Source organism: Paenibacillus phytorum (assembly GCF_013141715.1).
GTDB classification, from domain to species: Bacteria; Bacillota; Bacilli; order Paenibacillales; family NBRC-103111; genus Paenibacillus_E; species Paenibacillus_E phytorum.
The window spans coordinates 146,011-171,175 of record NZ_WHOA01000085.1 but is presented as its reverse complement, the minus strand read 5'-3'; the positions used below and the strand labels follow the sequence as shown (position 1 = coordinate 171,175).

General features: G+C 46.7%; 20 protein-coding genes. 18 read left to right on the top strand and 2 right to left on the bottom strand.

Annotated features, from left to right (window positions below):
• Position 1: 1 nt before the first annotated feature.
• From GC098_RS11445 to GC098_RS11430, 4 genes are all read left to right on the top strand, one after another.
• Complete coding sequence (locus GC098_RS11445; RefSeq protein ID WP_171643288.1) at positions 2-904, top strand: carbohydrate ABC transporter permease; 903 nt, start codon at positions 2-4, stop codon at positions 902-904.
• A gap of 113 nt (positions 905-1,017) precedes the next feature.
• Positions 1,018-2,523 carry an ABC transporter substrate-binding protein gene (locus GC098_RS11440; protein WP_171643287.1) on the top strand — a complete coding sequence of 502 codons (1,506 nt, stop codon included), beginning with the start codon at positions 1,018-1,020 and terminating at the stop codon, positions 2,521-2,523.
• Positions 2,524-2,662: 139 nt separating this feature from the next.
• Positions 2,663-4,504: a heparinase II/III family protein gene (locus tag GC098_RS41170; RefSeq protein ID WP_171643286.1), complete on the top strand. Its 1,842-nt coding sequence runs from the start codon at positions 2,663-2,665 to the stop codon at positions 4,502-4,504.
• A gap of 542 nt (positions 4,505-5,046) precedes the next feature.
• Positions 5,047-9,291 carry a carbohydrate-binding protein gene (locus tag GC098_RS11430; protein WP_171643285.1) on the top strand — a complete coding sequence of 1,415 codons (4,245 nt, stop codon included), beginning with the start codon at positions 5,047-5,049 and terminating at the stop codon, positions 9,289-9,291.
• On the opposite strand, the gene GC098_RS11425 is transcribed toward GC098_RS11430, so the two are convergent.
• A complete protein-coding gene (locus GC098_RS11425) occupies positions 9,250-9,405 on the bottom strand; it encodes a hypothetical protein (protein WP_171643284.1) in 156 nt (51 codons plus the stop codon). The two genes, GC098_RS11430 and GC098_RS11425, sit on opposite strands and share 42 nt — an antisense overlap.
• Positions 9,406-9,563: 158 nt before the next feature.
• Between GC098_RS11425 and GC098_RS11420 the strand changes: the two genes are divergently transcribed.
• The 11 genes from GC098_RS11420 (at position 9,564) to GC098_RS11375 (ending at position 19,160) form a co-directional block, all read left to right on the top strand.
• Entirely contained in the window at positions 9,564-9,770 is a 207-nt protein-coding gene (locus GC098_RS11420) for a hypothetical protein (RefSeq protein ID WP_171643283.1), read from the top strand.
• Positions 9,743-9,934 carry a Rossmann-fold NAD(P)-binding domain-containing protein gene (locus tag GC098_RS11415; protein WP_171643282.1) on the top strand — a complete coding sequence of 64 codons (192 nt, stop codon included), beginning with the start codon at positions 9,743-9,745 and terminating at the stop codon, positions 9,932-9,934. The genes GC098_RS11420 and GC098_RS11415 overlap by 28 nt, the downstream gene beginning before the upstream one ends.
• 21 nt (positions 9,935-9,955) lie before the next feature.
• Positions 9,956-10,561 (top strand): Gfo/Idh/MocA family protein, encoded by a 606-nt coding sequence (locus tag GC098_RS11410; protein WP_376773860.1) that lies wholly within the window; start codon positions 9,956-9,958, stop codon positions 10,559-10,561.
• A 33-nt stretch (positions 10,562-10,594) separates the two neighbouring features.
• Positions 10,595-11,497, top strand: coding sequence for an aldo/keto reductase (locus GC098_RS11405; protein ID WP_171643280.1), 903 nt, complete (start codon positions 10,595-10,597; stop codon positions 11,495-11,497).
• Positions 11,498-11,521: 24 nt separating this feature from the next.
• Positions 11,522-12,640 (top strand): glycoside hydrolase family 88 protein, encoded by a 1,119-nt coding sequence (locus tag GC098_RS11400; RefSeq protein WP_171643279.1) that lies wholly within the window; start codon positions 11,522-11,524, stop codon positions 12,638-12,640.
• The gene (locus GC098_RS11395) at positions 12,640-13,281 is read left to right on the top strand and encodes a hypothetical protein (protein ID WP_171643278.1); all 642 of its coding nucleotides are present in this window, start codon (positions 12,640-12,642) and stop codon (positions 13,279-13,281) included. The genes GC098_RS11400 and GC098_RS11395 overlap by 1 nt, the downstream gene beginning before the upstream one ends.
• A gap of 15 nt (positions 13,282-13,296) precedes the next feature.
• Positions 13,297-14,724, top strand: coding sequence for a hypothetical protein (locus GC098_RS11390; protein WP_171643277.1), 1,428 nt, complete (start codon positions 13,297-13,299; stop codon positions 14,722-14,724).
• An 18-nt stretch (positions 14,725-14,742) separates the two neighbouring features.
• A complete protein-coding gene (locus GC098_RS11385; protein WP_171643276.1) occupies positions 14,743-16,674 on the top strand; it encodes a DUF8034 domain-containing protein in 1,932 nt (643 codons plus the stop codon).
• A 24-nt stretch (positions 16,675-16,698) separates the two neighbouring features.
• Entirely contained in the window at positions 16,699-16,842 is a 144-nt protein-coding gene (locus tag GC098_RS11380; protein ID WP_171643275.1) for a hypothetical protein, read from the top strand.
• A gap of 31 nt (positions 16,843-16,873) precedes the next feature.
• Positions 16,874-17,005, top strand: a complete 132-nt coding sequence (locus GC098_RS40795) for a hypothetical protein (RefSeq protein WP_281366955.1) — start codon at positions 16,874-16,876, stop codon at positions 17,003-17,005.
• A gap of 64 nt (positions 17,006-17,069) precedes the next feature.
• The gene (locus GC098_RS11375) at positions 17,070-19,160 is read left to right on the top strand and encodes a hypothetical protein (protein WP_171643274.1); all 2,091 of its coding nucleotides are present in this window, start codon (positions 17,070-17,072) and stop codon (positions 19,158-19,160) included.
• On the opposite strand, the gene GC098_RS11370 is transcribed toward GC098_RS11375, so the two are convergent.
• Positions 19,129-20,019: an AraC family transcriptional regulator gene (locus tag GC098_RS11370; protein ID WP_171643273.1), complete on the bottom strand. Its 891-nt coding sequence runs from the start codon at positions 20,017-20,019 to the stop codon at positions 19,129-19,131. The two genes, GC098_RS11375 and GC098_RS11370, sit on opposite strands and share 32 nt — an antisense overlap.
• A 108-nt stretch (positions 20,020-20,127) precedes the next feature.
• On the opposite strand from GC098_RS11370, the gene GC098_RS11365 reads away from it, so the two are divergent.
• From GC098_RS11365 to GC098_RS11355, 3 genes are read left to right on the top strand one after another with little or no spacing between them, the layout of a single operon-like run.
• Entirely contained in the window at positions 20,128-23,466 is a 3,339-nt protein-coding gene (locus GC098_RS11365; protein WP_171643272.1) for a DUF5107 domain-containing protein, read from the top strand.
• Entirely contained in the window at positions 23,463-24,425 is a 963-nt protein-coding gene (locus GC098_RS11360) for an aldose epimerase family protein (RefSeq protein ID WP_171643271.1), read from the top strand. Before GC098_RS11365 ends, GC098_RS11360 begins: the two co-directional genes overlap by 4 nt.
• A complete protein-coding gene (locus GC098_RS11355; protein WP_171643270.1) occupies positions 24,422-25,165 on the top strand; it encodes a (Fe-S)-binding protein in 744 nt (247 codons plus the stop codon). The genes GC098_RS11360 and GC098_RS11355 overlap by 4 nt, the downstream gene beginning before the upstream one ends.

Sequence of the window (25,165 nt, the reverse complement as noted above, 5' to 3'; positions counted from 1 at the left end):
TATGTCAAATTCGGTCGGCTTAGAAAGAAACGGATCTAATTGGTCAGCGAGAGTAATCAATGTGTTCTTCTGTCTATTATCTCTGGCTTTTATCGTTCCACTTGTTCTGGTCATATCCATTTCGTTAACGGATGAAAAATCTCTCCTCGAAAAAGGGTATCATTTATTTCCGAAGGTATTTAGCCTACAAGCCTACAAGATCATTTTGCAAGCTCCTGATGCATTGCTGAATGCTTATGGAATAACGATTCTGGTCACAGTTATTGGAACGTTCATCGGCTTACTGCTCACAAGCTTAACGGCTTATACGATTTCGAGGCGCGATTACCGATATCGCCGGGTCATGACCATGTACGTCTTTTTTACAAGTTTGTTTAGCGGGGGACTTGTTCCGTTTTATATACTGGTCACGCAGTATTTACACCTGAAGGATTCGTTCTGGGCGCTCATTGTTCCTTATTTGCTCAGTCCGTTTTACATCCTGGTGATGAAAGGCTTTATGGATAAACTCCCGATTGAAATCTTCGAATCTGCTAAAATAGATGGCGCGAATGAATGGCGCATTTTTTTCACCATGGTGCTTCCATTGTCGATTCCCGCTCTCGTTACGATCGGGCTGTTCATCTCGTTCCAGTATTGGAACGATTGGTGGCTGGGTTTATTGTTCATAGATAACCCTAACCTGGTCCCGCTTCAGTTGCTGCTTTATCGCATTATGAGTACAATTGATTTCTTGTCCAATAATATCGGTACGGTCAATGTCAACATCAATATGGCGGATTTCCCGAGTCTGTCGGCAAGAATGGCCATGGCGGTGCTCGCGGCAGGTCCGATGATGATCATTTTTCCGATGTTCCAAAGATTTTTTATCAGCGGTCTTACAGTTGGTGCAATTAAGGGTTAATTAAGACGATCGTTATCACATTGCAGCGCGCTATTAGCGGAGCTGCAATTGATATAAATGAAATGTAGACGTTTACATCAGTTCGAAAAAACATTTAGTAGGGGGTAATCGATTTGAAAAGAGAATTGGTTAAGGTAGCTGCCGGGGCTATGAGTATGGCTTTGGTTTTAACGGCGTGTGGCGGTGGCAGTACGAAGTCCGGAACTTCAACAACGAGTCCGACTTCGACGGCAAAAGCAGAATTGTCTCCTGTCGAGTTGATTTGGAATTTCCCATTGAGCGCCATTCCGCAGGATCTGGCAACCGTGCAAGAGGCCGTCAATAAAATTACGAAGGCGAAAATTAATGCGACTGTCAAGCTGCAGCCGCAAACATTCGCAGACTACAAGCAAAAGATGAATACGGTCGTTGCCTCCGGTGAAAAATTCGATATTGCTTGGGTGTCTAACTGGAACTGGGACTATGTGCAAAATCAATCCAAAGGAGCATTCTTGCCCCTGGACGACCTAATCAGCAAAAATGCGCCTACACTTGCAAAGTCAATGCCGCAATTCGTCTGGGATGCAACCAAGATTCAAGGGAAAATCTATGGAATTCCAAACTATCAAACGGTGACGAATAAAGAAGGATTTATGATTCAAAAGAGGTTCGCAGACAAGTACGGCTTGGACACAGCTTCCATTAAAAAGCTTGAAGATATTGAACCTTTCTTACAGAAAGTGAAAGCCGGCGAATCCAAGGATGTCGTTCCGTTCCTCAGCGATCGTCTCGGAAGATTCGGCAACATGATGCGGACTTACGGGCTGGAGGGAATTACAGGTAATTTTGGCGGGGTTGATCTCAAAAATCCGGACAAAGTGATTAATTACTATGAATCCCCACAATTTAAACAATATTTGGATTTGATGAAAAGCTGGCATGATAAAGGTTATATCAATGACAACGCCGCAACGCTCAAAAATAAAGCGGACATCGAGAAAACAGGTAAAGCTGTAGTCCAATACCACAACGTTCTTAAACCAGGCGGCGAGGTTTCAACAAAATTAGCAAACGGCGGACAAGATATTATTTATGTACCAATTACAGAAACATTCGCCAACACAGGCTCTATCATCACGACGATGCAGGCGATCAGTAAGAGTTCCAAGAATCCGGATCGTGCGATGATGTTTATTAATTTGTTGAATACGGATAAAGAGCTTTATAACACAATCAGTTATGGCGTGGAAGGAAAGCACTATACGAAGGTATCCGATAACGTTATTAAAATAAACAAAGACGCTGGTTATAACCCTAACGCTAGCTGGGTATTCGGCAACACGTTTAATGCCTCGCTCGTTGAGGGTATGGACGCAAGCGTTGTGGAGCAAACGAAGAAAGAAAACGAGACAGCTAAACCATCTCCACTAATGGGTTACAAATTCGACAATACCCCAGTCTCTGCAGAAATTGCGAATATAGCTACTGTTATCGACCAATACCTGCCAGGTTTGACAACGGGTACTGTGAGTGCCGACGAGAAATTAAAAGAATTCCAAGACAAGTTGAAACAAGCGGGCAGTGATAAGGTCATTGCTGAAATGCAGAAACAGTTGGATGATTGGAAGAAAACAAAGTAAAACATTCATGCATAATTGAAGAATCATGCTTACGGTGATCAGACAGCTTATGCTGCCGTAAGCATGATTCATTTTATAGGAGAACAGTCTGATCCGCATCTATTATTTAATGTATTTCCTTGATATGGGGGTTACTAACGTGTTAAATCAATTGACGCTTCGGCAACTGAAGAATGCTTTGGAAGATACGAAGCACGAGTCCTATTCCCTCTTCGCGGAAGCAAGCTCTCCCGAACGTTGGAAGAGGGCAAGGGAAAATGCCAGATATCAATCTTATTGGTTAAAGCAAGAGGAACAGGCAAGACAAGTAATGGAAAATCCGGCTAGTCCGCCGCTTTTCTCCGAATTTACCCTTTTTGGCGATTCGGGCGACAGAGGAATTTATCAGACGAAGCTAAATCAATATTATGCTGGGCTCAACGCATTCAGCATGCTTGCAATAACCGAGAACAGACCGGAATGGAAGACGGGTTTGGAAAATGCCATTTGGGGTATATGTAATGAATATACATGGGTGCTGCCTGCTCATGTAGGGCTTTATCATAACGATTATCCGAACGGCATATGGGACCAGCCTGTCCCGCCTCGCGAAACCGTGGATCTGAACGCTGCTGCGATCGCATTTAGCCTCGCAGAAATCGTCCATTTGCTGGGGGATCGATTGCACCCGTGGGTCGTCCATCGCGTGAAGGAAGAGATCGACCGGCGCATCTTTCAAGTTTATTTCAATAGCCCCCTTCCTCAAAACTGGGAGCTGAAAACCAATAATTGGCCTGCAGTCTGCTCGTCCAGTATTGGAGCCGCGGCGATTTACATGATCGAAGATAGCGAGAAACTTGCAGGCATGATCTGGCGTGTGCTTGGCGTACTCCGAAATTACTTGTCAGGCTTTGATGAGCAAGGGGCGACCCCGGAAGGACCGGCGTACTGGCATTACGGCTTCTCTCATTTTGTTTATTTCGCTGAATTGTTGAAAGAGCGTACAATGGGACGAATCTCGCTCCTTGAGGATGCCAAGGTAGGAAGCATATCGCAATTCCCTCAATTGTGTATGTTGTCCGGCGGCAAAGTGGTCAATTTCTCGGATTCAGCCGACGAAGTTCGGATGAGTACAGGACTCCTTCATCGCTTGCAAAGCTATGTGCCTGCACTTCAACTGCCCTCCGATGCCTATTGGTTGGACCCGTCTGCGTGCAGTTGGCTCGATGCCTCCAGACTCATGCTATGGTCACCGGACCGGCTGGTTTCTGAAGGAAATCAGCAAGGGATTCGGGAACAAATTTTCACCGGGAATCAGTGGGTGATTTCCAAAGTCAGCTATGCGGAAGGACGCACGTATGCCTTTGCTGCCAAAGGCGGATATAATGAAGAGCCACACAACCATAATGATTTGGGGCATTTTATAATCCATGTGGATGGCGAGAATGTACTGGCAGACACCGGCATTGGTGTCTATACCAAACAGTATTTTCAACCTAAGTATCGGTATGAGTTGATCAATGCAGGCTCTCATGGTCATTCCGTCCCCATCGTAGACGGTTGCAGACAAGGGTTTGGAAAATCGTACCGGTCGGAAATTCTGTTCAGCGAAATATCAGAAAATGAAGTTGAGGTCCTGCTGGATCTAACAAAAGCTTATGATTGCGCCTCATTGAAACGTTTCACTCGTAAATTTGTATGGAGCCGATCCAAGAATGAGATTCCTCAGTTAGTCATCTCAGATATGGCGGCCTTTTCCCAGGTGCCCGCATCCTTCCAGGAAGTGTTCATCAGCAGTAGGTTGCCCCAAGAGGCAGGTTCAGGACGACTTCAGATGGGCCCTGTGATGTTGAACTACGATCCGGAGGTGTGGAATGCGGACGTGGAGACTATAACGGTAGTTAATCATTACCATGTAAGCCATCTGTTTTATCGTGTGTTGTTGAACTGTAAAAATCTGAAACCGGAGATAGCCTCTGAGTTTCGTTTCGAAATTGTTTGAATTCGGCGTCTCGCTTTCCAGGCTTGCGAGCAATATGGTGCGCCCCGGAAGCTGGCCAATGTATAAGTGCCCGGAAAGCTTTTCTTTTTTCATGTTTAGTTGAAAATACAGTGTTTTCGGGATTGTACGGGAGAAAAGTGGAGTGTTTTTCATTTATTACAGTAGTTATTTGTACAGTTTTCCCCCAATAATAAGGGCATACAACGACGATTAAACGCCGCAAGGAGGGAAGTAAAGGCTGCAACGGGTGTGTAATCGCAAAGCGTCAGCGCAAGTATGGAAAGTCAATTCCGGTTTGAGATCACGAATCAACGGGGATAGTTACTCCGGCAGTTCAGGTTTGCCCGTGAGGCTGCAGCTGCAGCCTCACGGGCAGCCTATCGCATACAGCATCTAGAATACAAAAGTTTTGGAGACAAGAATCTGTCAGCAAACTCTGATTATATTTTTTCAAACATTGATAACGCTTACAAATGACTGATTTCCAAAAAAGAAGTTAGAGCACGATCGTCAAGGATGAATTACACATAGGAGGTAATAAAATGCTTAAATCAAGTGGAATTAAGACGTACAAATGGATTTCCCTGGTATTAGCGTTGCTAATGATTTGCACACCAATTTTATCGATACCGGCGAAAGCGTTTGCATCGACGGCAACAAACTTCTACGTTGATGGTACGAATGGGAACGACGCTAACAATGGTCAGTCCGCATCGACAGCTTTTAAGACGATCCAAAAAGCTGCCGATATTGCGGTTTCTGGCGACAAAGTCAAAATTATGGCCGGTGTTTACCGTGAAACAGTCACACCTAAAAGTGATGGGGTGACGTTTCAGAACTACAATGGTGACAAAGTAACCGTGTCCGGAGGTGATTTGGTCACTGGATGGACGCCCACAGCAGATGCTGGTATCTATTCGGCACCTATGCTGTGGGATTACCAGAACGGTTATGGCAACATTGTCTATTACACGGATGCTGCGGGAAATGATACATCGCTAAGTCAAGCTAGATGGCCCAATATTCCTGACAGTATGATGTTTAACAAAACAAAGTATGCCAAATTTTCATCGACAGCGGCTATTAACGGTACGATAAGCAACGGGGGAGCCAATCTGCAGATGAACAATATCGCCCTTGCCGCTGCAAATCCATTGCCTAATACTACAACAGATGCTTGGAAAGATGCTCTGATTGTTGCATCAGCAGCCAATGGGTTCGTCATCTATACTGGAAAGGTTACAGGCAGTAGCACTACTTTGAATTTTGAGTGGCCTTACACCACCGGTTACCTTCCCAAATCCGCATCTCCCGGGTTTGGTCTATACCTCACAAATTCCTATCAGGCGCTGCTTTATGATGTGGCAAATCCGATTACTGGCGTAGCTGGCGTACCGGGAGTAGCCGCATGGTATAAGGACGTTGCGAATCAAAAATTGTATGTTGCTGTTCCCAATGGAGCAGATCCAAATACCGGTAAGATTGAGGCCAAGAAACGAGAGTTTGCTTTTGACTTAGCCGGTCGTAAAGGAATTACCATCAGCGGGATTAATGTACGGGCTGCTGGTGTCAACTTTGCAAATTCCAGTAACAACATGTTCAAAGGTGCTACCGTTGAAATGGTGGATTCCTACAACAAGCCTTTTGCTGTTGATACACCGTTGTCGGGATTTGTATCTGGTTTTGTATTGGATGGTGACCACAATACGATTCGTGATAGTGAAATTAAAAATATGTTTGGCTTTGGAATCATTGTCAAAGGCCACGACAACAATGTGATTAACAATGACATTCACGATTTTAACCGTTATGGACTCTATGCTGATGGGATCAATGTTAATGGGTACAATCATCTGATTAGCCAGAATAGTATACATCTGGGAGGTCGTGCTGCCATAGGTGGCAGTTTCACAAGCACTGTTATTTCGTATAACGACATCTATGACGTTATGAAGATTTCCTTTGACGGTGGTATTCTTTATGTTGTGAACAGCGATTTTGGCAGTTCAGAGATTCACCACAATACCGTGCATGATACTCTGTCGGGTGAAGGAATTTATTTTGATAACTTGAGTTTTGATGCCGCGGTTTATAACAACATTGTCTGGAATGTTAAGGTAGGTATGCTAATTAACACAGCCAATGAACGGATGATTTTGTTAAATAATACAGTATACAACACTACTGATAAGGCTTTTGGACATTGGGGTGATGCTGCCGCCGATGGAATCGGTGCTTATGGAACCGTTCTTATGGGCAATATCATGGAAAATGCTGGGTTTCAAACTGCAGCTCCAAACGGTGCATATGAAGTACTCAATACCTTAGATACAGACGCCAATATTCAAAATATGTTTGTAGACCCAGTCAACAAAAATTTTGCACTTAAAAACCCAGACAGTCAACGAAGTGTCGTGATTCCCGGTGTTACCGACGGATTTACTTCCGCTGCACCTGTAAGGGGTGCGGTTCAACCCGGCGTGCCATGGAAAGCGGGACACAATTTTGACAATGCAGCAAACATCAACCCGACTTTCAAGCTAAACGATATTCCTTATAAACAGTTGCTGAAAAATGCCGGTTTTCCTTTCGGTGATCTGAACGGTTGGACTAAAACGAATACGCCAGAAATCGTAGTACATAATGGATGGGATTTCAGAGCCAGCGGTTTGATAAGAAACGGGATTTATGGTGTTGCCTTGAACGAAGGTGATGGTATTGCTCAGACGGTTACAGGTTTGAAACCAAACACCACCTACAATGTAAGTGTTTGGGGTAAAGTACTGGGAAAACATGTTGCAGCAACCACTATGGCTTCCGGAAGTGATCCTGTTACTCCTGTTAATTATCGCTCAATGAGTGGTTACATGATTCCAGGAACGAAAACTACCCTGAAATTTACAGGTGTTGATTTCGGAGCGAGCTTATACGACAAAGTGAATTTTGCTACAGTTGCTGCTTCCGGTACCGGCAAGATTGAGATGTACATTGGTGACCCCATGAACGGGGGTACTCTAGTTGCGACGGATCCTCTTTCCGATGACACAGCGGGACAAAAAGGCCAATGGTATTATAGAAATGCCATACCATTATCAGCCGTATCAGGGACTCAAGACGTTTATTTAGTTTTTTCTAATACGAATACAACGGTTCCTCTGAATTGCTATTTTGCTGATTTTACATTGTTTGATTCTACAGTTGATCCAGCTACGGATTACATTGAGCTAGGAGCTAGCGGGCTTGTCAATGGTACAGTGTCAAATAAGATTACTACTACTACCTTTACTAAGGGTGTAACAAGCCGTCCTAGCAACTTTTCCTTTACTACAGGACCAAGCGATACCAGTGTGACCATCTATGCAAAAAAAGCAGGTGGTGGCGGATTGACCGGTTATGTGGATGAGTTTGGTTTGGCAGAGAGTACAACCCCTGCTTATCCGGCACCCTACATTTATAAGGATGGTTTTGAAGATCCAACATGGAACCCGCTCAACTGGACATGGGGACTTGGTAACCCGACGCAACTGGACGGAACCATTTATAAGGAAGGCACACGCAGCTTTCAACTGGATGGAAGTGCTGATCAGAGTGCAATCTACAAAACATTTGGTGCGTTGAACAAAGTTGCCAGTGTAGATTTCTATGACAACTTGTCTGAATCCAACAACATCATCGCACATGTGGATAATAGTGGAACTGCAAATTTATCGACGCTAAGCAAAATGTATGGTATGGGAGTAAATACAGACAATTCAGTACAGTATTACTCGTATACGCTAGGTACAGGAACATGGGCAACATCCAGTGTTCATCGTACAAAAGGCTGGCATACGCTGGCGTTTGATTATTCATCCAATACCCATGTGGATATATACATCGATAATACATGGGTAGCGGCTTCCAGCACCATTACTTCTTTTAATACGATTGCACTGGGAGATTTCTTTGCAAATAGTGTAAAAAGTACAGGTAATTTTGATAATGTTTTTATTACAGATATAACGAGTCTTATACCACTTACGACGGATGATGCGAATCCGGCTTGGCAGAACACTGCGCAGACTGTTCATTTGACTGTAACGAATGGGTTGAACAGCAATATGCGCACGTTCTACAGCGTGGACGATAGCGAGTTTGTAGAAGGCAATACGGTTACCGTCGATCAGGAAGGCATCCATATCATTAAGTATTACAGCATCAATTCGTCAGGAGGTCAGGAAGCTGTCAAACAGGCGACGGTGAGAATCGATCTGACGTCTCCCGTCGTTCAAACAACGGTAACGACATCCGTGTATCAATCCGCAGAGACGATTATCGTGTACCATTCGGATGCAGTGAACATTCCGTTTGTGATCAATGATGCCTTAAGCGGCGTCGCCGGAACGGAAGTGAAGCTGGATGGTGCAGTCGTGAATCAGCCCATTGCCGCGGCGCCATTATCGTTAGCCATCGGAGATCATCCGATTATCGTTACCGCCAAAGACAATGCCGGCAACATCACGGTACAGCAATACGTGCTGAAGGTGACGATGGATATCCATCACCTGGACGAAGTACTTCAAGCAGCCAGCAGCCAAGGATGGATAACGAATCATGGCATATTGAACAGCCTGCTTGCAAAAGTTGATGCAGTCCAAAACCAGCAAAGCGACAGCACGAATGTGTTGAATGGATTGAACGCCCTGGAACATGAGGTGCAAGCGCAATCCGGCAAAAAGATCAACGCGGAATTTGCGGATTTGCTGTTAAGCGATATCGCCTACCTTATGAATCAGATCAGCAAGTAGAGCAGAAATAGATGAGAACCCGCGGCATACTTCGATGATGTCAGTATTCAATAAATAAGCAAGAAAATGCTGCTGCCAGATACGAGTCATTCGACTTGTATCTGGCGTTTTCATTATTCGTGGTGCCTCCACGTAAAAACACAGTCTTTTCCTCATTGTATGGAGGAAAAGTATAGTGTTTTCCGTTTATTACAGTAGTAAAATGTGTTGATTTAACGGGATAATAATGCAAGAGCAGTAGCAGTATGAAGTGAAAGGGGGTTAGAGACCGTATGAGAAATCGACCACTCCGAGTTTTTTGCATCGGATTGCAGGATCAATGGCTTTCGCACTGGGTTTCTTGCCCTGATGTGCAGATCATAGGTGTAACCGATATGTATCGTGAATTGGATTCTCGTGAATTGGATTCTCATTTTGCCAGTTTGCCGCAGTTTGAGGATATCCCGAGCGCATGCAATTACTTCGTCCTGATCTCGTGACCATGGTGACTCCGCCACACGAAAAAACGTGTCCGGATACGATTAGAACGGTTCTGGAATGCGGTTACGATGTGTTTCTTGAAAAATTCAGACCTCGTTCCTGGGAAGACGGGGCGACACTGTCGGCTCTCTGCCGATCGACCGGCAGACAGGTTGCGATTTGAGAGTCTTATAGATTCGATAAGATTGTAGAGAAAGCCAAGCTGGTCATTCAAAGTGGGCGCCTCGGCAAGCTTGGGCAGATCGTATGGAGATGTCAGCGGCCTAAAATCCAAGCGTCATGGATGAACGCATACGAGCATGTCATACTGGAGGATTTAACTTATCATCATCTCGGTGTGCTCCATTACTTGCTCGGAGCCGATCGCTTCAATCAGGTATATGCGACCTCATTGCTGCCATCCTGGTCAGTGGAGCAGTCACCTTCGGTGGTATCGCTGATTGCACAAGGCCAAGAGGGACTTCAGCTCAACTATTATGCAACGTGGGCCGCTCATGGCGGCGGCGAGGTTACTTCGTGGCTCGGAGAGTTTCAAATCGATGGCTCGGAAGGGACGCTGCTGCTTTGTGACGGTACATTAAGATTCATCAATCGTGAGGGGCAGGAGGAAGTTCTTTCACCTTGCGAGTTGGTTGATTTTGAATTTCGTGCAGGTATCGTTAAGGAATATGTAGACTCCTTTCAGAATGGACGAAAGTTCATTTTGAATATTTTTGCTTTTCATCCAGTAATTAGGATGATTCAAGCGGCCTTGGAATCTGTGAAAACCGGGAAGCCGGTTGACATTTAGCGTTGTATTTTACAAAAAGAGGCGGGAGAAACGATGGAATACGCGATCTTGGGGAAAACAGGCTTCAGGGTGTCGAAGATCGGTCTGGGCGGCGCTCCGCTCGGCGGCGATTTTGGTGCGACGACCGATGAGGACGTGACTCGTGTGATAGATGGGGCCTTGGATGCCGGTATCAATTTTATCGATACGGCGCCTTTATATGGCCGAGGGGAAAGTGAGCGAAGAATTGGGCAGGCGCTCAAGGGCAAACGGGATCAAGTGATTTTGGCGACGAAGGCAGTTATGCGGGGGGACCCCTACTCTTATGAAAATACGATAAAGTCAGTGGAAGATAGCTTGAATAGACTGCAAACGGACTATATTGATCTGATTCAAATGCACGAGTTGGAGCAAACGACGTATGAAGAGGCGGTGAATGAGACACTGCCTGCCTTTCTTAAACTAAAGGAACAAGGAAAAGTAAGAGCGATAGGTGTGAATGCTGGCAAACTTGAGCTGTTGATGCCCTTCCTCAAAGAGGATTTGGTGGATACGATTCAAACTTACGCTAAGTATACATTGGTTGATTACACGGCTAAGGACGAACTGCTGCCGCTCGCGAAAGAAAAGAATATTGGCGTTATTCATGGCAGTCCACTGGCGATGGGCATATTGGCAGATCAGCCGGCCCCCTTTTTACAGAATAATGCGGCTTTGCTGGAAGAAGCGAACCGGAGAATGGTGCAGCTGCAATTTTTGCGAAAAAGCGATCAGAAAGGTTTGGTGGAGCCGGCGCTTCGATTCAGCCTAACATGTCCCGACATTGCGGTTACATTGATGGGGACGACTTCTACTCGTTCTTTGCGCTTAAATGCGAGTTATTGCGATGGGGTAGGGTTGCCGGCTCATGAATTGGAGAAGTTATATACTTTGTTCCCTGGGCAACGATTGTTTTAACAGGATGAATGGGAGGATATCGATATGGAAACGGGAGTAAGAGAACCATGGGTTGAGGAAGTTTGGAATAAGGTTGTTGCCAAAGTTGAGAGAACGAGCAAGAGGATTGGTTCAACTTTCCCTTATGTATCTTTGGACGGCAAGTACAACGCGGAACCGGCGGAATGGTGGACAGCGGGATTCTGGCCAGGGCTGCTTTGGCTGATCTATCGGGAAAATGGGAACAAGGACTTGCTGGACATCGCTGTATCCTGTGAAGAGCAAATGGACGAACCCTTGTTAGGTTACGAGAAGCTGCATCATGATGTAGGCTTCATGTGGAGCTTGGCTTCAGTAGCTCAATACAAGCTTGTGGGTACGGATCGGTCACGACAACGAGGGCTGATGGCGGCCAGCCACCTTGCCTCACGATACAATGTCAAGGGACAGTTTATAAGGGCGTGGAATGGCGAGAATCAGCAAGGCTGGGCGATCATCGATTGCCTCCTCAACCTGCCGCTGCTCTACTGGGCAAGTGAAACAGCAGGCGATCCGCGCTTCCGTCATATCGCGGTTTCACATGCGGATACGGTATTGCGCGAATTTATTCGCCCGGATGGTTCTTCTCACCATATTGTATGCTTTGATCCCGAGACCGGGGAGAGGATCGAGGCAAGAGGCGGGCAAGGCTACTCGCCCGATTCGGCTTGGTCACGTGGTACAGCGTGGGCTTTGTACGGGATGGCGCTTAGCTGCCGGTATACCGGGCATGCCAGATACTTGGATGCGGCGAAACGCGCAGCTCATTTCTTTATCGCGAATATGGACGCAAATCTTGCGCCATATTGGGATTTTCGCGCTCCGCGAGAGGAAGAAACGGCCTATGATACGTCAGCGGCTGCCTGTGCGGCAAGCGGACTGTTAGAGATCAGCCGATTGGTCCCAGAGCACGAAGCGCAGGTATATACAGAAGCAGCGAAGCGTATTTTATGCATGCTAATTGAGCGTTATGCCACATGGGATGAGGAGGAAGAGGGCATTTTGACCATGGCTACGGCTAATTTTCCGAAGAGAACCTTTGTCAATGTGCCGATCATTTATGGAGACTTCTTCTTTGCTGAAGCTCTTGCGAAGCTTAGAGGGCGTACGGAGTTGTTTTGGTAATGAAAAGAAACCTGTTTTACGCGCAATTACGAAAGGATGCATCGGACGGGTTTCGTTCTGCTATTGAACGTGACGGGGAGTCATTCAGGAATCAGCTGGTATCAAAGGGAGTACTGACCTTTTCACTTTTCATCATCGGATGCCATGCAGGCGTATATTTGGAATCGTTGGACAACGAGTATGAGTGGGATTGGCCGGATGCCTACCGGATCTGGCTGGAGGAATGGCCGGGGGAAGGCGAAGCTCGCCTTTCTGTACCGATGATTGACATTTTCCATGACGGAGTGCCGGCAGATCCTGCATCCTGGCGAGGAGCGAGTGATGTGGAAAAGAGAATTGGCTCCTTTGCAAAGCTGAAACCGGATATGGCGGCAAGTTATATATTCTATCATTATCAAAAGCAGGAAGAGACGCCAGATAGCTTCAATAAAACGTATATCATCGGCGCGCATGGTCCGTTGCTTTTTTCTTACTATGAACTGCCTGCAAGCTTGAGCGAAAGCAAGAGAAAGGGAGTGCTTTCGACGAATAACTCGCCTAAGGATTGGCATGCGGTCATGCAGCCTCATTTTGTCCCATGGGGAGATGCGGCAGATGGTCAAGAATACTGGCAGCCGGCAGCATTCATATATGGATTTTAAAGGAGGAAATGTTCAATGAAACCGGATATAAGCGCACTCGGAAATTGGCTGATGTCCTGGTTGCAAGAGGACGGAGCCATTCACGGCTTTCATAATCATTCAGTGTGGGGGTCCAATCCGTACCGGTGGGCCGACTTCACTAGCGGACACAGCACCTGGGCCAGTCCTATGATGGCTGCTCTCAGCCGCATTGCAGCGGAGCAGGGGGATTCGGAGCTGAAAGACCAAGTGCTGCAAATGATTCGTTTTCAAACGAGCCGGTTCCAGGAAGACGGACAATACAAGCACATTGGTTTTCAGGTTGGCGAGATGCTGAATCAGGGTTTAATTCATAATATGATGCCTAACGTGGCTCTGGGGCTAACGGCGATACATGGCAGCTCATGGCTTCCTGCGGAGGCATTGACAAGTATCCGGACGGCTATCCTGCGCAATATGAATGCTTGCGATGCGATTTATCCATTCAAAAAAACAAGGAATATCAGCAACCAGGAGTACTGTCGTCTATGGGGGAAACTGCTTTTTCAATCGGCATTTCCTGACTCCCCTTGGTCCGGGGACATTCAAAACGATCTGAATTTTATGATTGAACATTTCCATGTAAGCGGAATTCCCGATCAGGACTGTGAAGCCACTTACCGATATTTGGGGGATTCCACGATTGTTGAGCCTGCCGAATATTATGGCTTGATGATAGCCCCGTTGGTGCTGGCTTACGAAATGTTCGGAGATCCCAAATATTTGAATCACGCCGGTGCGCTATGCCGTCACGTGGCTCGTTGCGCTTGGAACGATCATAGGGGACAGAAACGATTACATCGCATGTGGCTGCGCAGCGGAACCGAGTGGAGAAAGATGAACGGTCCTATGCTGATCGCGGGAATGGGAATGACACTTTATGGTATTGCGCGCTATGTAGAGCACCAGCAGGAAGAAGAGTTGACTCTTTTTCTAAAGGAATGCGATGAAACCTATGCCCATTATCAAACGCCCAGAGGTTATTTCGCTTCGGCAACTGGTTGGCACAATGAAGCAGATATAGCGCCGAGCTCAGCTTGGCACGCACATGATTTTTATTATCTGCTGCATCGTCATGGTCTTGTAGAGCATATGGCCGATCAACTCAGGAAGCCTTATCACGGGATGTCCGTTCTGCTTGGCGAGCAATGCATGTGGGTGGAGGATGGCGAACACTGGGCAATCAACGATTATTATTGGCAGGATGTCCATAAGCTTATTGGCCGTAAGGACGAGGCCGTTTTTGGCCGTGATACGGGTTGGGTCGGTGGAGAACGTGCGCTTCCGAGCCACTTCTTGTTCCCGAATCAGCCCATATTTGTGAAAACAGATGAAGGCATTTATTTAAAAGCGGACCGTACAGCTGCTCAAGAAATTGAAGTCAGCAGCATCACCGCGGTACCTTATTTAGGCTTGTGGGAATGAATGGAGGAGTGTTTACCTATGAGTGATGTTGAAATCCGGCAATCGATTCCGCGAATGACGGCTAGCCGGCAAGTGGTTCCGCCGCAGTGGGCATTAACGGAGCGCCTGCTAATCGATCAATTGGATAAGGCAGCAATAGAATTTGTCGCGCGCTATACGCGAGCAGACGGAACCTTGATATGGCGTCAGGATTGGCCGGGCATGGACGGGTCGGACGACCCCTATGAAGGCTTTATGAATCTGGCGCTTTTATACATGCTTGGCGGAAGCAGCAAGCTGCATGAGCTGGCACGGAAAATCTGGGAAGGCATTACTTGGCAGTGGACGGAATATGGCCAAATTCATCAGGAGTTTGATAGCTACTACGATTGGATGCATCACGGGGAAGGGTACTTATATGTTTATTTCCTCGGGCTTGCAGGCCCTGTAACCTTAAAGGATCGTCAGCGCGCCGTTCGATTTGCAGGCATGTACACAGGGGAGGATCAAGAGGCTCTTAATTATGATGCTGAGCACAAGCTGATCCGCTCGCCGATTACAGGCAGCAGGGGACCGCAGTTTGAGCTGACAGCAGAGGATTGGAGTACTCATAGGGGTATTTTGGATGATTACTTGGCGCCTTATGAGGATATCCCTGGTGTGGATTTTGCAAGCGGCAAATGTCAATGGTCGAACGATGAGGTGTATGCGGACATTATACGAATGATGAATGAACGCATGACCCGTGGGGATGTGCCGCTTAATCTCAATGCGACGGGTCTTGTGGCCAACGCTTTTCTACACACCGGCGAAGAGAAATATCGCAGCTGGGTGCTGGATTATTTATCAGTTTGGGAGAAGAGAACGCAGCAAAATGGCGGGATCATACCGGATAATGTAGGACTATCCGGCGAAATCGGACAATACAATGACGGCAAATGGTGGGGCGGTTATTACGGTTGGCGTTGGCCGCACGGGTTCATGACGATCATCGAGCCGCTAACGAACGCCTGTATGAACGCTGTGCTTCTCACAGGGGATATGAGCAAGCTCGATTTAGCCCGTAAACAGTTGGATGCCAACTGGGCGCTGCGCAAGGAGCAGGATGGCATGTGGCTTGTTCCGAATAAACATTTTGATACTGGGTGGACCGATTATCGCGAAGCTACGCCGAAATATCCTGTGTATTTGTGGATCATGTCGATGGCGGATGAAGATTTGGAACGGATTGAGCGTATCCCAAGAGATCATGACTGGAATGAGGTGATCGTTCCGAAGCTCTCCGGTACCGATAAGAAGACAGGAAGAAATACCAAGCATTACATTGGCAATACGCAGCCGTGGTTCCAATATATCAGAGGGTTGAATCCTGGGTATCCGCAACAGATCTTGGACGCGAATATCAGACTGGTTGAACAACAGCTTACGAAAATGCGTTCTGAAGCGGGAGATCCTCTGAACTGGACGAATCAATACAGTGAAGATGATTTCTCAAGTATCCACGCATGGCAGGAAATGTGCCCGGTTTACATGGAAAGTCTTATCCAGTTGACCTTAGGCGGTCCGATGCATATTTCTCATGGGGGATTCCAGCATGCGAGGGTTCGTTATTATGATGCAGAAGCGAAAAGGCCGGGACTTCCGGAGTCGGTTGCTGCTCTGGTAAAGGAACTCACAGCTGACTCTGTCATCCTAGAGCTTGTGAATATAAGTTTGTTTGATATGCGTTCGACGATCATTCAGGCAGGTACCTTTGGGGAACATCAATTTAAAGAAGCCCATGTGTTGAACGAGGAAGGGGCTGTTATAGAAACGACTTCCGTTAACGCACAATGGCTATTAGTCGATCTTCCGGCAGGCACTGGAGTGACACTGCGATTAAGCATGGATCGGTTTGTGAATACACCTTCCTATGATATGCCTTGGTCAGATCGTGAAAAGAACGTTTTGCTCGAAGGTAGAAAGCTTTAGGAATGGAAGTCTGGAAAAAAGAATATGCAAGTAGCGGGTTTTGTGGATGATGGCGTTGCGAACCGTGGGATTGAGGTGAATACACCGACCTCAACGACGAAGTATTGCATTCGCTTTAGGCGGGACGCATACTGCAACTTCCGTCACACGTACGACCGATTGGCATGAATTCAAGTGGTATTATACGTCAGGCACGAAAGTGGATCTATACATTGACGGTACACTTGTTGCATCACCGACAGGTTTGACTAGCTTTAACAGGATTCAAATTGGGGATCTATGGTCAGGGAATACGAACACAGCTTATTTTGATGATGTAACTATTCAATAAAAGATGAACCTGGACTGGACTCATCAGACTTCAGTCCAGGTTCATCTATTTTAGGAGGTGCAGCATGTTTTCCACAGATGAAATGGATTATCTAGAAATTTTAACGGGACCCAATCCTATTCAACCCTACATCGATAGGTTTAAACAAGAAAGTAAGCAAGATAATTTTGAAGAAACCGGGTTATCTCGTGACATATATTTGGATTTTGCCGAAGCGCGAGTTCGTCAATTTGTTCTCTTTCAAAGTGAAAACGGAGGGATCTTGGATCCTAGCGATGGGAAAGAGCATGAATATGCTACCGCTTCTTTTGCCAAAGCTGGGGCGATTCTTAAAGCGAATGGTCGCTGCAAGGATTTAGAAGAACAGATTTTGCTTGCGATGGATTGGGCTTGCACCTGTTTAGGCGAGAATAGAGTTCCTGACGATCACGCTGATTTCACGACATACATGCTGGTTCGGGCCTATCAACTTCTGAAACCGATGGTCGATACGAAGAGGAGCGATGCTTGGAAAATAAATTTATCCACCGTTGAGCCAGAATCCTATTATTGTCAAACGGTTCGGAATTTCCCTGATATTCGTACCATTCGTAACTGGGCTACCTATGCCATGCATGGTGAAATGATGAGGCATAGTGAAGGGTTCACGAACTCGATGGCTTTCATCGATAAGTATTTGAAGCCGCAAATGACACGTTTCACGCGGGAAGGGCTTTATCGCGACCCGAATCTCCCAACTGCCTATGATTTGGCGGCGCGTCAGCAGCTCAGCGGATTAATCGATGCCGGATATAACGGCGAATGGAAGGTATTCCTGGAGTCACAGCTGCGCAAAGGTGCCCAAACGATGCTGTTTATGCAATCTACAACAGGGGGGACGAGCTCTGGAGGCAGGAGTAACCAAATCATTTGGAATGATTTGACCTTTGCCAATCTCTGTGAACGTGAAGCCGCGCGCTATGCGAAGGAAGGAGATCTAGCATGGGCTGGTATCTTCAAGCGCGCTGCACGCAAAGCGCTGCAATCGATTATGCGCTGGATCGAAGATCCCGCCGAATTCCGGTTGTTGAAGAATCGGTTCGAGAGCGAACTTCGAAATGGTTGGGAATTTTACGCTTATTATTCGACGTACAGTTTATATGCTGCGCAAATCGCTGCTTCGTGCTTTGAAAGTGCGGACGAAAGCATTCCTGAAAAGGCTGTTCCTTCGGATATAGGCGGGTATGTGGTGCCGATTGAATCCTTTCATCGGATCTATGCAACAACGGGGCCGAAGCAAGGTGGTTATCATGTAACGATGGATACGGCTGCGCAAATGGGACATGATGCAACCGGTTGGGTGAGGCTGCATAAAGCAGAATATCCAGAGGAAACAGCTCTTTCGATGGGGATACCTGGTTTGAGCGGCAATATTCATTTGAATTATTTTGTGGCCAAACAAACCATTCCACGCCCGCATACACCAGCAGCTATCGGTCTGACTTGGAGGGATGGGCACGGCGTCTGGCATAGGCTTGCGGGCTATGGCAGAAGAAAGCATGAAACATTTGCATCATTGAATGAGGAAGGTGCACCAGTCAAACCTGAGAAGCTGCATTGGCAGGCTCATCTTGACAAAGTGGCTGTAGATCAAGAGACGCTTTCCTTCCAACTACGTTACAACTCAACGGGACTGCAGCTTTTAAACGATATGGATTTACGTACACCAGATGATGATCTTCATCCAGCCTATAGGCGAGGCGTAGCTGATATGCTTCCAAGGCCAGGGATTGAAGGCGTTACGGCCATTACAGAATCATATCGGATTGCACAAGAAGGTGTGTCCACGTCGTGGTCAGTGGAAGCGGCAGAGGAGACTGAATTATCCGCGATTGGTGTAACGGTTCCGGTACTCGTATCAAACGGAACAGATGAGAGTGTTATTCGTCTGGATGGAAATAAGCTTGTTATCTCCTACTCCAATGTCAGCTATGTGATTCAACCTGAAGATAAATCAGACGATGTAGAACTAGAGCTTCTTCCTGGGTTGATGCCGAATCGAAATGGCAACTATCGTCTCGTACAATGGATTCGTAAGGATGCGAAGAAGGCAATTACGCTTCATTTCTCAATGGAGAAAGACCTTACCCCTTCGGAACATTCCGATAGGCACTAGGGGCAGAACCGGTCATTTTTTTAAATAATCTTGAAAAGTAATAAGGATCCGTGATCCCGATGGATGCAGCAACTTCTTTGATCGTCAGACCTGTTAAACTGAGCATTTGGGCAGCCCTCTGAATTTTCATACGCAAGAAGTACTCAATCGGCGGGAATCCGGTCTCTTCATTGAATAACAAAATGAGATGCTGTTTCGACAAACCCGTGTGCTTGGCCAATTCAGGGAGCTTAATCGAATCCTCCAAACGATCACTCATGTACCGGATGGCGAGTTCGAGATATTGCTCTCTTTTTTTGTCTTTTGCTGTGCCACCAGCGCTAATGCCTATGCCGCTAATCAGCTGCCGAATAGACTGCGATACGTGCGTATGGATCGGCAACGAATAGGTTTTGTCAGATAGAAGGGCATAGCACTTATCAAAAACATCTTTGAAATCGGTCTGTGCGCCAATCGGTAGATGGAGTGGGCCGGCATCCATGTCATACATGCGGATAAAAGCGGCAGCGTGGTCGCCTTGAAGATGAAACCAGTAAATACTCCATGGAGCATTTGAGGATGCTCCATATCGATGCGGTGTTTTGGCAGGAATGACAGCTAGGTGATTCTGGGTCAAAGGGAATGTTTTATGCTGATCTAACTCGATCCAGCCTTCTCCGTCTGAGCAAAAAATGAAAATATGGGAGTCGCTCCCTTCAGGGCGTTCCCGGTAATGATGACGGGCACGCGGGAAAAATCCAATATCGCTAATGAATAAATCACGCGTTAGCTCTGAGCGGGATAGTTCTGTTTGCATGTAATCGGGCAGCACAAATAATTTCTCTTCTTCAAAGCCTTCTGGTTTCCTAGTGTTATCCAATTATGAGCCTCCCATCTGAATAAGAATATAATCCATTACATTAAGCATTTTGTCAATTGGCGATTGGCTTCTGTCAAGGTAAAGTAGAGACAATAAGATAAGGGAGTGATGATTGTGAGTCAGCAAGTTCGCATTTGGGAAGAAGAGACTTTGATTCCGACTTATGGCATCGGAGAACCAGATCGCAATCCGATGTTTCTAGAGAAGCGTGTCTATCAAGGAAGCTCCGGTAAGGTATATCCGCATCCGGTTATCGATAAAATTGAAGATGAGAAGAAACCGCAGTCCTATCGGATGGTGATTCTGGAAAACGAATATGTTCGCATCGAGATCATGCCTGAGCTAGGCGGACGCATTTACCGTGCGTTAGACAAAACGAATGATTACGATTTCGTCTATTACAATCGCGTTATTAAACCGGCGCTGGTTGGCTTAGCTGGTCCTTGGATCTCTGGCGGTATCGAGTTTAACTGGCCACAGCATCACCGTCCGAATACGTATGGTCCTGTTGAATACAAGCTCACCGAAAATGAAGACGGAAGTGCTACCGTATGGGTGAGTGAGATCGACCGCATGTATGGGACGAAAGTTACTGCTGGTTTCACACTATATCCGGGCAAAGCCTATTTGGAAATTTCCGCACAGCTGTATAATCGAACACCGGAACCACAGACATTCCTCTGGTGGGCAAACCCAGCTGTTGCGGTAAACGATCATACGCAATCCGTATTTCCGCCAGATGTAACGGCTGTTTTCGACCACGGTAAACGTGATGTTTCCAGGTTTCCAATCGCAACGGGAACGTATTACAAAATGGACTACTCCGCTGGTGTTGATATTTCACGCTACAAAAATATTCCCGTACCTACTTCATATATGGCTTATAAATCCGACTATAATTTCGTCGGTGGTTATGATCATGGCGTTCAAGCCGGATTGTTGCACGTGGCGAACCATCATGTTTCACCAGGTAAGAAACAATGGACGTGGGGGAACGGTGAATTCGGGCAAGCATGGGATCGCAACCTGACGGATGAGGACGGTCCTTACATCGAGCTCATGACCGGCGTCTACACCGACAACCAACCGGATTTCACGTGGCTGCAGCCGTATGAAGAGAAATCGTTCAAACAGTATTTCATGCCATACAAAAATATTGGCGTCGTCAAAAATGCATCCATCGATGCTGCCGTCAACTTGGAAGTTGACGAGAAGACGCGAGAAGCTGTCGTACTTGCATATGCGACCTCTTTGTTTGAAGGCGCTGTCGTGGAGCTAAAAGGGCGCAGCCGTACGTATGTGAAGGAAGTCATCGAGCTGTCGCCAACCCAAACGTTCAAGTCTGTGATTACACTTGATGATAACGATCAACCACATGACTTGAAGCTGACAGTTCGGGATGCAAATGGCACCCTACTCATTGCCTATCAGCCTGCGAAGCCATCGATCGAGCAGGTGCCGGATGCAGCCAAGCCGCTGCAGTCACCTGAGGAGCTGAAGACAAATGAGCAGCTGTACCTCGCTGGTTTGCATCTAGAGCAGTATCGTCATGCAACGTTCGAGCCAGAAGCCTATTATCTGGAAGGATTAAAGCGAGATCCAAGCGATAGCCGCATTAACGTGGCGTACGGTACACTCTTGCTGCGCCGCGGGTTATTTACCGAGGCAGAAGGTTACTTCCGTACGGCAATAAAGTCACTTACTTGGCGGAATCCAAATCCTTATGACAGTGAAGCTCTCTATCAGTTAGGGATTGCGCTTAAAGGGCAAGGACAACTGGAAGCGGCTTTCGCAGCGCTATACAAATCGACGTGGTCCGCGGCTTGGCAGGATGCTGGCTTCTTCACGTTGGCACAAATTGCATGTGAGAAGGGTGCTTGCGGAGAAGCGTTGGAACTGGTTGAGCGTTCTCTCATTCGCAATTCCCGTAATTACAGAGCAAGGCACTTGAAAGCTGCGCTTCTTCGCAAGCTGGGTCAGCTGCAGGAAGCATTAGTCTACTCGCAGGAGACACTGCTGCTTGATATCGCTGATTTCGGTTCAGCCAACGAACGATTCCTTACGCTTGCAGCACAAGGGGATCAAGTAACTGCTAGCGAAGCGAAAGCGGAGCTAGTGCGACTCATGCGCGGAGATGCTCATAATTATTTGAACCTAGCATCCGATTATGCCAACTGTGGGTTAGTCGAGGAAGCGATTGAATTGTTGAATCGCATCGTGGAAGGTCACGATTCGTCAGAAGTCTACCCTATGGTCCATTACACCTTGGGCTATCTGCATGAGAAAGCAGGAGATTTGGAACTTGCTCAGCTCCACAGAAAGGCAGGAAATGCAGCTAAATCAGATTATTGTTTCCCCAATAATTTATTCGATTTGCAAGTGCTGACAAGTGTCATTAAGGCCGATTCTAAGGATGATAAAGCACATTATTACCTGGGAAATTGGTATTACGACAAACGAAGACACGAAGCTGCGATTATCCACTGGGAAGCTTCGCGTTCTTTACGAGATGATTTCGCGACGGTACATCGGAATCTGTCTCTTGCATATTTCAACAAACGCAGAGATGCAGCATCAGCGCTTATTGCCATGGAGAATGCTCTTGCTTGCAGCCCGGATGATGCACGCGTCTTCTATGAGCTTGATCAATTGTATAAAAAGCTTGGTTATAAGGATGAGATTCGCTGCGGGAAGCTTGAGGAACATCAAGCTTTGGTTAACAAACGCGACGATCTCTTCGTGGAGTACATTACCCTGCTGAATGCGCAAGGTTATCACTTGAAAGCAGCTCAAGCACTGCATGCACGCAATTTCCACCCTTGGGAAGGTGGTGAGGGCAAAGTGACGGGGCAGCATGTTTTTGCCCATATCGAGCTGGCTAAGCGAGCTTTGGCCGAAGAACGATTTGAAGAGGCAGTCACCCTATTACGGCAAGCGCTTGTCTATCCAGATAATTTAGGAGAAGGTAAGCTGTCGGGTGCGCAAGAGAACAATGTCTATTACTATCTCGGACTCGCTCATAAAGGCTTAGAGGAGGCTAAACAAGCACAAGAATGCTTCATTATTGCTTCCCAAGGATTGGAGGAGCCGGCTAGCGCGATGTATTACAACGATCAACCGCCTGATATGATTTTCTATCAAGGGATGGCCTGGCTTGCACTAGGCAATGACAAGGAAGCGAAGCGTCGCTTCAATAAGCTAATTGATTACGCGGAGAAGCACTTGTTCGACGAAGTGAAGTTCGACTATTTCGCGGTTTCGTTGCCGGACTTCCTGGTTTTCGAGGACGATCTGAACGTGCGGAATGAAGTTCACTGCCGATACATGATGGGACTCGGGCATCTCGGTTTAGGTAATTTGGAGCTGGCCAAAGATCAATTTGAGAATGCGCTTCGTCTGGAACCTAACCATTCTGGATCGCGCATTCATCGTGTCATGTGCTTATGAAGAAAGAGAATATGGTCCACGTAACCACGGGAACCTATAAAAGCTTCTTTTCCATAACAATCGAAAGTAAACAGATCAGCATTGAAATGGTACCTGAACTCGGAGGGAAATTGGTTTCTATCGTTTATAAGCCAACAGGTAAGGAATGGATGCTGGACTCAGGTCACCGTTCCTTACAAAAGCCGATACACGGATCCACCTTCACAGATTGGGATATGAGCGGTTGGGATGAATGTTTTCCGACGATTAATGCGTGTAAATCAGGAATGGATAAGGACATTAACTTACCCGACCATGGTGAGCTTTGGGCGCTTCCTTGGGCGTATAAGATCGAAGAGAACGAGGTAGTTTGCTCGGTCCAGAGTCTGCAGTTTCCATGTCGGTTCACGAGACGAATTTCATTCCCTTCTGCGGATCGTGTACGGCTGGATTATCGTGCTGACAATGATAGTGACCAACCGATACCATTTTTGTGGGTGCCGCATCCACAATTCACTGTCACGGAACCAACACGTATTCTACTTCCGGAATCCATGGAGGAGATGCTATGTGTGTACGAAGGTCATACCCTTAAGACTGGGAAATTGTATGCTTGGGATGATGTATCGCTGCTTTCCCCAGCGGTTACAGGGGATGCGAGAAAGTTTTATTACGGTGGTCAAGTGCCGGTAGGTTGGTCAGGGTTATACGGTGTAGAAAGCGGCAACTTTTTGATCGTTACAGTCCCACAAAACAAGGTCCCCTACTTAGGCGTTTGGATGGACGAAGGTATGTTCAATGATCGGGTTACTTGTGCATTGGAGCCGAGTATAGGATATTACGATTCACTTGAAATGGCAGTCAGTAATGGGACTGCACAAATGATACCGGCAAAAGCATCCTTTGAATGGCATTTAGAGCTTTCGATAGGTGCAGGAGAATGGCGTGATGTGATTAACAGAAGGGATAAGATCTCATGAAAGTTTCTTTATTCATCACATGCTTAAGCGACCTTGTATATCCCGGTGTTGGCGAGTCAATGGTTCAACTTTTGGCTCGATACGGAGTGAGATTGGATTTTCCAAATGTACAGACATGCTGCGGTCAGCCAGCTTTCAATAGCGGTTACTGGGATGAAGCGAGGGGTGCGGCATTAACACTATTTGAGGCTTTTGATGACAGTGATTTTGTCATATCGCCATCTGGATCATGTACGAGCATGATTCATCATTATTATCCGAAGCTTTTTGAGCATGATCCTGTGAATTTAGCTAAGGCGAACCGTCTTGTTGAGAAAACGTACGAATTTACGCAGTTCCTCGTTCAAGTACTGGGTGTTTCCGACTTGGGAGCTATGTTTCCTCATAAAGTTACCTATCACCCGTCTTGTCACGGTAGTCGGTTATTAGGCGTAAAAGAGGAGCCAAAGCTGCTTATGCAGCATGTTCGTGACATGGAATTGGTACCACTCCCGCATGCAGAGGATTGCTGCGGATTTGGGGGCACGTTTGCTGTGAAAATGTGTGAAATTTCCGGTGCGATGGTGTCCGAGAAATCCGATCATGTATTGGAGACGGAAGCAGAAGTGCTGGTGGGTCTGGATATGGGATGCTTGATGAACATTGCTGGAAATTTATCATACCGTGGAAAACCCGTGAGGGTCATGCATTTAGCGGAATTACTGGCTGAAGGAGTGAAGCTGGCGCATGAGCGAACATAG